Source organism: uncultured Bacteroides sp. (assembly GCF_902491285.1).
Classification (GTDB): Bacteria; Bacteroidota; Bacteroidia; order Bacteroidales; family Bacteroidaceae; genus Bacteroides.
In genome coordinates, this window is sequence record NZ_CABUHK010000053.1 from 31571 (window position 1) to 40866 (window position 9296).

General features: G+C 42.9%; 7 protein-coding genes. 2 read left to right on the forward strand and 5 right to left on the reverse strand.

From position 1 onward, the window contains the following. Positions 1-6: 6 nt before the first annotated feature. Positions 7-828, reverse strand: coding sequence for a 3-methyl-2-oxobutanoate hydroxymethyltransferase (panB, locus tag RDN93_RS14140; protein ID WP_022137289.1), 822 nt, complete (start codon positions 826-828; stop codon positions 7-9). Positions 829-1027: 199 nt separating this feature from the next. Next, positions 1028-1675 carry an HAD family hydrolase gene (locus RDN93_RS14145; RefSeq protein WP_308746104.1) on the reverse strand — a complete coding sequence of 216 codons (648 nt, stop codon included), beginning with the start codon at positions 1673-1675 and terminating at the stop codon, positions 1028-1030. Positions 1676-1826: 151 nt separating this feature from the next. Here RDN93_RS14145 and RDN93_RS14150 point away from each other — a divergent pair, with 151 nt between their 5' ends. Continuing rightward, entirely contained in the window at positions 1827-3188 is a 1362-nt protein-coding gene (locus tag RDN93_RS14150) for an MATE family efflux transporter (RefSeq protein ID WP_308746105.1), read from the forward strand. Positions 3189-3226: 38 nt separating this feature from the next. On the opposite strand, the gene RDN93_RS14155 is transcribed toward RDN93_RS14150, so the two are convergent. From RDN93_RS14155 to RDN93_RS14165, 3 genes are read right to left on the reverse strand one after another with little or no spacing between them, the layout of a single operon-like run. Next, entirely contained in the window at positions 3227-5545 is a 2319-nt protein-coding gene (locus tag RDN93_RS14155) for an ABC transporter permease (protein WP_308746106.1), read from the reverse strand. A 10-nt stretch (positions 5546-5555) separates the two neighbouring features. Next, positions 5556-6230, reverse strand: coding sequence for an ABC transporter ATP-binding protein (locus RDN93_RS14160; protein ID WP_308746107.1), 675 nt, complete (start codon positions 6228-6230; stop codon positions 5556-5558). A 41-nt stretch (positions 6231-6271) separates the two neighbouring features. Beyond that, the gene (locus RDN93_RS14165; protein ID WP_308746108.1) at positions 6272-8542 is read right to left on the reverse strand and encodes an FtsX-like permease family protein; all 2271 of its coding nucleotides are present in this window, start codon (positions 8540-8542) and stop codon (positions 6272-6274) included. 288 nt (positions 8543-8830) lie between these two features. On the opposite strand from RDN93_RS14165, the gene RDN93_RS14170 reads away from it, so the two are divergent. Next, positions 8831-9296: metallophosphoesterase (locus RDN93_RS14170; protein WP_308746109.1), on the forward strand; the 466-nt coding region annotated here is incomplete at its 3' end.

Sequence of the window (9296 nt, forward strand, 5' to 3'; positions counted from 1 at the left end):
ACTATTTTAATATTGTTCCTTCTCGTTCGGGAAGTAGCAATTCTTCACGTCGGATACATAACGGCTGATTGCATCGGTCATCACCGTATACAAATCAGCATAACGACGTAAGAAGCGGGGACGGAAACCGTTGTTCATGCCAAGCATATCCTGGATAACCAATACCTGACCGTCCACATGACCACCTGCACCAATACCGATAATAGGTATAGTCAGTTCGGAAGCTACACGTTCGGCAAGGGTTGCCGGAATCTTTTCGAGTACGATGGCGAAACAGCCTGCCTCTTCGAGCAGATGAGCGTCGCGAATCAGTTTTTCCGCTTCGGCGTCGTCTTTGGCACGTACGGTGTAAGTTCCGTATTTATTGATGGACTGAGGCATTAATCCGAGATGTCCCATCACCGGAATACCTGCACTGATAATACGCTTCACGGAACCGATGATTTCTTCTCCACCTTCCAGTTTCAGAGCATCGGCATGACTCTCTTTCATGATACGGATAGCAGAAGCAAGACCTTCCATTTCATTTCCCTGATAAGAACCGAAAGGCATATCAACTACCACCATCGCACGTTTCACACCACGCACTACGGATTTAGCGTGATAAATCATCTGGTCGAGAGTAATAGGCAATGTAGTCACGTTGCCCGCCATTACATTGGAAGCTGAATCACCTACAAGAATGACATCCATCCCTGCACCGTCTACAATCTGTGCCATTGTGTAGTCATAAGAAGTAAGCATAGAAATCTTTTCACCTCTCTGTTTCATCTCAACCAAACGATGAGTAGTCACCTTTCTTGTGTCATCTGATATATAACCAGCCATGTCTTTTTAAATTTTGAATTATAAATTAATTATTATGTGCTTTTGAGCGATGTCCTTGAACACCGGCAAAAAAATCGGGGCAAAGTTATAACATTTAATTCATAACAGAGAAGGAAATACAAAAAATCCTTTCAACCATCTGTCTATGATAGCTGACAGACGGTTGAGAGGATAGATGAAGACGTTGTTCAGAATGAGATCAGCGGTGCAACGTCAGCAGTTTATCATAAGTCATTTCGGTAAAGTCGTCTATGATGTAATGGGCCTTTCCGGCAATAGCTTCACAGGAGTTGGTGGTGGCAAGTCCGATAACGGTTGCGCCTGAAGTCATTCCGGCTTGCAGTCCGTGAAAAGAATCTTCGAAAACGTAAGTGGTTTCGGGGGTTGCACCGAATATTTCCATTCCCAACAGGAAACAGTCGGGAGCAGGTTTGGAGCGGGCGAACATTTCGCCGGTGAGGATACGGTCTACCATTCCCTTAAATTCGGGATGGGCATTGTAGACATTCTGCATCTTTTCCTCGTTGGAGCTGGTGACTACGGCTATCTTTACGCCGTGGCGGTGCAAGTCGGTGATAAAGGCTTTCACACCGGGAATATATTCGTAGGACATCTTTTTCTCAAAGACGTTGAGCAGGGCAGTGATTTCCTGTTGCGCTTCGGGAAGAGCCGAAAAGTATTTCTCGTAAATCTGCGTCAGAGTCTGTCCCTTGATACGACGTCCGAAATCTTCTTCGTTCAGATATATCAGTCCCTGTTCGTTCCAAAAGACGGTGTACTGTGTCTCTGTGTCCATAATGACACCATCGAAATCGAACAGTGCCACAATTGTTTTCGTTGCATTCATATAAACTTTCTTTTTACCTAAAACGTTAAACCTTGTGTATCAGTCAGTGCAAAGTTCCGAATAATCATCGAATCAGACAAATTATTCGTACCTTTGCACTACTTAAAAAAACGTAACATTCGTTTTTTCATCCAACCTAATATCCAAGCGCATGAGTAAGAACGACCCACATATTTTAGGAAAAGAAAGCATCGGTAAATTGCTGCTACAATATTCCATTCCTGCCATTATCGGAATGACGATTACTTCTATCTATAATATTATTGACAGTATCTTTATCGGGCATGGGGTCGGCCCGATGGCTATTGCGGGGTTGGCTATCAGTTTTCCGTTGATGAACCTTGTAGTGGCTTTCTGTACCTTGGTGTCGGCAGGCGGTTCTACGCTTGCTTCTATCCGGTTGGGACAAAAAGACATGAAAGGGGCTACGGAGATTTTATCGCATACGCTGATGCTCTGTATTACGAACTCTTTCTTCTTCGGAATATTGTCTTTTATCTTTCTGGACGATATCTTGATTTTCTTCGGAGCCAGTCCGGATACACTTCCTTATGCACGCAGCTTCATGCAAGTAATCTTGTTGGGAACTCCAATCACTTACACGATGATTGGATTGAACAACATAATGCGTGCCACCGGATACCCGAAAAAAGCAATGATTACTTCTATGACAACGGTATTCGCCAACATCATCCTCGCTCCTATCTTCATCTTCCACTTTGAATGGGGAATGCGGGGGGCTGCTACGGCAACCGTTATTTCACAGTTAATCGGTATGGTGTGGGTAGTGAGCCATTTCTTCAAACAGGACAGTACGGTGCATTTCGAAGGGAAAGTCTGGAAGATGAAACGGAGAATCGTAGGAAACATCTTCGCTATCGGTATGTCACCGTTCCTGATGAATGTATGCGCCTGCGTGATAGTAATTATCATCAACAACAGCCTGCAAAGTCATGGGGGCGATATGGCTATCGGTGCCTATGGCATCATCAATCGGCTGCTGACTCTTTATGTAATGATTGTACTCGGGCTGACGATGGGAATGCAGCCGATTGTCGGCTATAACTTCGGAGCGCAGAAGATAGACCGGGTGAAACAGACATTAAAACTGGGTATTATCTCGGGAGTAGTCATCACCAGTAGCGGTTTCTTTATCTGTGAACTTTTCCCGCATGCGGTATCTGCAGTTTTCACTGACAGTGACCATTTAATTGACCTTGCCGTAGAAGGGCTTCGGATAACGGTGATTATGTTCCCGTTCGTAGGGGCACAGATTGTTATCGGTAACTTCTTCCAAAGTATCGGCAAGGCAAAAATCAGTATTTTCCTGTCGTTGACACGACAGTTGCTTTATTTGTTGCCTTGCTTGCTACTCTTCCCTAATTGGTGGGGATTGAAAGGAGTTTGGATTAGTATGCCGGTGTCGGATGGTTTTGCATTTATTACGGCGGTAGTCAGTTTGATAATCTATATCAAAAAAGTATCCAAACAACAAAGTGTGATAGCAGAATAAGGCTATTCCTGCCCTATTCTGCTTTTGTCCTGTGATTCCTATTCCGTTTTGATACTATTTACCGGATTTTCATTAGCGATATGCCATGCTTTCAGAACAACACAAATTACAATCAGTAATTGAACAGAAAGGGCTGTGCCTACAAAAAGCAACGGATTTAAATCAATCTGCTCGGCAAATTGGTCGAGCCATGCCTGTCCCGCAAAATAAGAGACAACCGTCCCTATCAGGATAGAAATTACAGAAACATACAAGATGTCACGTGTCAGCAATCCCAATACACGGGAAGCCTCAGCACCGTTCACTTTCCGGATAGCTATCTCCTTGCTGCGGCGTTGGGTTTCGTCGTTCACATAGCCTATCAGTCCCATGATGACAATCAACAAAATAAAGCCGGAAGTAATCCAGACGGAATTACGGAAGCGGTATACATTCTTATATACGTCTTTCACCATACTGTCTACCAAGACAAAGCGTAAGGATATATTCGGGAAAGTACTTTCCACAAATTCGTTCAGACGTTTCAGGTTTTCGTCATAAGGTTCTTTTAAACGGACATCGAACGCATGGTTTGCATTCTCATCTCCTATCAGGACGATAGGAGATTGAGGCGCATAAAAGCTGGTGTTGCGAATGTCACGAAAAACACCCACAATCGTTCCCTGAACATCATTCAACTTTTTACCTACTGCCCCATCCGTCCATTTCATCAGACGCACGAGTTCCTCGTTTACCAGCAAATCATCCTGCTTCTTTATCGTAGTTCCTTCAAGAATCTTGATTCCCATTACTTCAGGATAATTATAATGACAAGAATTAAAATTCAGTGTAGCAATCCGTTTGCCATCATTTCCTATCAGTCCGCGTGTCCAGTACTCGCCAAGCACACCATTTATGGCAACCGTCACTCCTTCTACCATCGGCTGGCGGCGAAGTTCGTCTTTGATATGCTCTACCGATTCTTTGGGAAGCCATGTCTGTGCCTGAGCCAATCCGGGCACGACAATCCCCATGTCCCGGTTCATCAAATGGCTATACTGCAATAAGGTGACTAACAGTAACCCCAAGACGAAAGAAACTCCTGTAAATTGCACAAACAGCAACGAACGTTTCCAGCCTTTCTTCCCGTCAGTATAACGACGGAACACTTGCGTGACAGGAATACGTGAGAACAACCGCCCCGGTATGCCGCCTGCCAAAATGAAAAGCACGAAGACAGTAAGTAGCGGCACCCACAACGTTTCCCAAGTAAAAAGTGAGGAAAGACGTACGGAAAGCAAATCTTCAATCAAGCCACGTGTATTAATTATCAGCAAGAAACTAAGCAATATGGAAATGATAATAAGAATTCCCGTCTCTGCCAAAAACATATTGAAGATATTTGCCGAACTGGCTCCATTACACTTATGAACTCCTACCCCTTTCGCACGACGGCTCAAGATGGCAATGGATATAAGCATATAATTCATAATAGCCACAAAGAAGATAGCAAAGCCCAGAAATCCGTAGATAACCAGCCGTTTCTGCACATCGGGAGAATCCAAATGGCGTTTCACTAATGGAATAATACTAAATTTCATTTTCCAACCATCAAATTCCAAAGAGGTATATTTCCCAATCACCCGCTGGATATTAGCGTTTACCTTATCAATATCCGAAACATCGCGCAAGCGAAGGAACGCATAAAAAACATCATTTCCACCCCAGCCGGCTCCCGCGTGATATCCCCCATTCTGATGGATGGAAATTACGAAGTCATGAGTAAGCATCGTGTTTTCCGGTACGTCCTTGTATATGCCACGAATGGTCAGTTCTTCTTGTTTCTGGATAAAAAGCGCTTTGCCGACAGGATTTTCATCTCCGAACGTTTTACGGGCAAAATGCTCTGACACGAAAACGCTTCCGGGCATATTCATGTCTTTCGGATTTCCTTTCAGCACGGGGATGCCGAAAGTCCGAAAAAAACAGGTGTCTGCATAGATATAATTTATGTCGGACAAAAGTTTACCTTCCTTATAGATATTAGCGCCACCATGAGGAAAGACGCAACTGGATATTTCGACTTCTTTCGGCATCTCTTGTGCCAGAGTAGCTGCTACCGCATCAAAAACGGTATAGTCATAACTGGTTCCGCTCTCGTCTCCTGTCGTTTCGCCTGTGTTGGAGTTGGTAACCTGGCAACGCACAAGAGCCAGACGTTCCGCGTCCGGATAGCATTGTTCATAACTTAACTCGAAGGCTATCTGCGAGAAAAGCAGAATACCAATGGTAATCCCTAAAGAGAGGGAAATGACTCTTATGATATTCGACCCTCGTTCACGCAGTAATGTACGTATAGTATAATAGATTTGTCTCATTATATTCAGTTTATGCCGTTACGCTTGCTACGATACTTCCATCGAATAAATGCACCGTACGATGTGCGAAACTCGCATCATGCTGTGAGTGGGTCACCATAATAATGGTAGTTCCTTCCTTATTCAGTTCTGTCAGCAGATTCATTACTTCGGCACCGTTCTTGGAGTCAAGATTGCCCGTAGGCTCATCAGCAAGAATTAATTTAGGATTAGTGACAACTGCACGGGCAATGGCAACACGCTGTTGCTGACCACCGGAAAGTTGTTGCGGGAAGTGTTTGGCACGGTGACTGAGATTCATTCGTTTCAGAATGCTTTCTACCATACGGCGACGTTCGGAAGCTTTAAGCCCCAGGTAAGTGAGCGGAAGTTCCACATTCTCATAGACATTCAGTTCGTCTATCAGGTTGAAACTCTGGAATACGAAACCTAGTTTCCCCTTACGCACATTTGTACGTTCTCTCTCCTTCAGTCCGGCCACCTCTTCCCCTACCAGGCGATAGGAACCTTCGGTGGGATTGTCCAACAGTCCGAGAATATTCAACAAGGTAGATTTGCCACATCCCGAAGGTCCCATAATGGCTACGAACTCTCCTTCTTTTACTTCAAGGTTAACATGATTCAATGCGACCGTCTCCACTTCGGAAGTACGGAATACTTTACTGATGTCTGTGATTTGTATCATCTTATTTTAAATTATTATGTTTCAAATTTATTATGTTCCAATTATTCATTTGCAATACTATTCACCGGATTCTCATTGGCGACTTGCCATGCTTTAAATATGACACAAACAAGAACCACTACTAATACAAAGACAATAATTCCGGCAAACAGCCAAATGCCCGGGTTGACAGATTCGCTAAATTGCTGCAACCACTTCATGCCGACCAGATAAGCCACTCCCGCACCAACAAGAGTAGCAGGAAATGCTGTCCACAAAATATTAGTCGAGAATAATCTCAAGATACCGAAAGTATCGGCTCCATTTACTTTGCGGATAGCAATCTCTTTCCTGCAAAAGCGAATCTCATCGCCAACGTATCCGAGCAGCCCCATCAAAGCAATCAGAAAAATAGAAATTGAGGCCAGAAATACTGCATTTCGGAAACGTACAATATCCGTATATTGAGCATCTAATTTCTGAGTCAATGAATAGAAGAGCACATCATCGGCCGGAAATATTTCTGCCATCATCTCATTCAAACGTTTAAGATTATCCTCAAATGGCTCTTTTAACCGCAGATAATGAAATGCAAGATTGGAATCTCCTCCTATCAATAAAACGGGAAACTGGGGATAATAGACACTTTGGACAGAGAAATCTTTTACTACCCCAACGATTGTAACTTTTCTTTTCCATGTGGGCAACTGTTTACCAATCGGGCTGTCTGTCCATCCGGCTTGACGTACAAATTCTTCATTCACTAAAGCTTCATTCTTCATCATCACATTTTTACCCTGCAATATTTGTATCCCCATCATAGGTATAAAATCAGCTCCAATCCACTCTATCCGACCGTGAATGGTACGTCCTTCCCCTACCTCAAACTGCTCCCCGCTCCAACCGGACCAAATACTCTGCATACCCACCCCATAATCCTCAACCATAGGCAGATTCATAAAGAAGCTTTTAGCATTTTGCCGGTCACTTCCCATACTCTTCCAACACATCACCACACGTTCGGGACGATATCCCAAATCTTTATTCATTACCATCTGATATTGGCAAAACACAACCATAAGGAAACTTAAAATAAAAGTCATACCGGCAAACTGGATAAACAATAACGGGCGTTTCCAAGAAGTTTTGCGTTCTGCATAACGACGGAAAACTTGTGTCACAGGAATAGATGCAAATATGCTCGCCGGTATAGTTCCCGCCAATATAAAAACTGTTAGAAGTACGGTCAATGGTGCCCAAAGTGTCTGCCACGTAAAAAGCGAACTTAAACGTATACCTGCAATTTCTTCCACAAACTCCCGAAACTGGAAAAGGAGTAACACAGTCATTAACACTGAAATAAAAAGAATAAAAACAGTTTCCACCAAAAACATTCTAAAGATATTGCCATCTGTTGCACCACAGCATTTATGTACTCCGACAGATTTGGCACGCCGTGCCAAAGACGAAACGGAAATCAGCACATAATCAAAAGCGGAAATCAGCAGAATGACAACGCCCAACACAGACATCATTAATATCATGAGCCGTACCGTTGGATTGGCCGTATGAAATTCAAGCAAGGGGCGGAAAGAAAAAGAGTTCTTTTTATTAGCAGAATCAGCCATATATTTCTTGAGCATATCAGGTATCCGTGCCTCTACCGTCGCTATATCTTTATCAGGTTCGCGGAAACGAATTATCGACATATAACTGATATCGTACCCCCATCCTCCACGATTCTGATTCCATAACTGGCTCATCGGTGCCACCACATCAAAATGTATATCGGTATTTTCTCCTATGTCTTCAAAAACCCCACGTATAATCATCGATTCCTTGCGGTCAATAGATAAAGCCTTGCCTATGACACTCTCAAGGTCGTTTCCCTCTCCTATTTTTTCTGCCAACGAACGGGAAATGAATAAAATATCAGGCCGAATCAGTTCTTCTGTCTTACCGGCCAGTACTTTCAAGCCCAATGTGGAAAATAGATGTTCATCAGCGTGTATCATAGATTCCGTCAAACGAACATTTCCATTATAGAAAACATTTGTTCCCATATTTCTCAATGTCGTGGCATCCTCCACTTCTTCCGGAAAACTCTCACGCATAGCCGCAGAGAAAGGACCATAGGTATAAACTCCATCCATATATGCGATATACAACTGGTCGGATTGCCTACAGAAATTATAGTAACTCAACTGAAAGGCAACACAGGAAAACAACAGGATACTTACAAATACCCCTAATGTCAAAGAAATGATTTTAATAATGTTCGTAGCCCGCTCATGCATCAACGTTTGAACGATATAATAACAGTGTCTTACCATATATTTATATTGTGTACATTTGCAAATTGAAATACAGAAAGTATGCCAGAAGGACATCTTCTTAATTATCAGACATTTACATTATCCGAGCCCAATATTCATTGTCTAATAATTAGACAGTCGCGTCTAATTATTAGACAAAATCAATAGCCTGCCCTTCTTTCCGGCAAAGTAGATACTTCCACCTCTTTATTGTTCTTTTTTACCTATTTTTCATAACCTGACATTATTATCTCAGTTGAAAACTTTATTTTCGTGCAAAGTTTTCAATAAATTAATATTTTATTTATGCCAAACAAGAATTTATATGCACTCTTGTCGTGTCTGCTACTAACCGGATGCGGTATGATTGATTATCATCCATACGATGTCCGCATCAGTGGCGAGACAAATGTCAATGCACACAACATCGAAAAGATAGAAGCGAATTGCAAAGGCAAGACTACACTACGCTTCGTAACCATGGGTGATTCACAACGCTGGTATGACGAAACGGAAGATTTCGTGAAAGAGATTAATAAACGGGATGATATTGATTTCGTCATTCATGGCGGAGACATGAGTGACTTCGGAGTGACGAAAGAGTTTCTTTGGCAGCGCGATATTATGAACAGGCTGAAAGTGCCTTATGTGGTTCTGATTGGCAATCACGACTGCCTGGGTACAGGAGAAGAAACGTACAAAAACGTATTCGGCCCCAGGTTCTTCGTCAAATTTGGTGGTACTTCTTCTATTGTGAATAAAGAATCTTGGC

Bases quoted from the DNA above. Each gene is read 5' to 3' on its own strand.
- panB (WP_022137289.1), bottom strand. From the start codon at position 828: ATGGCTGGTTATATATCAGATGACACAAGAAAGGTGACTACTCATCGT.
- RDN93_RS14145 (WP_308746104.1), bottom strand. From the start codon at position 1,675: ATGAATGCAACGAAAACAATTGTGGCACTGTTCGATTTCGATGGTGTC.
- RDN93_RS14150 (WP_308746105.1), top strand. From the start codon at position 1,827: ATGAGTAAGAACGACCCACATATTTTAGGAAAAGAAAGCATCGGTAAA.
- RDN93_RS14155 (WP_308746106.1), bottom strand. From the start codon at position 5,545: ATGAGACAAATCTATTATACTATACGTACATTACTGCGTGAACGAGGG.
- RDN93_RS14160 (WP_308746107.1), bottom strand. From the start codon at position 6,230: ATGATACAAATCACAGACATCAGTAAAGTATTCCGTACTTCCGAAGTG.
- RDN93_RS14165 (WP_308746108.1), bottom strand. From the start codon at position 8,542: ATGGTAAGACACTGTTATTATATCGTTCAAACGTTGATGCATGAGCGG.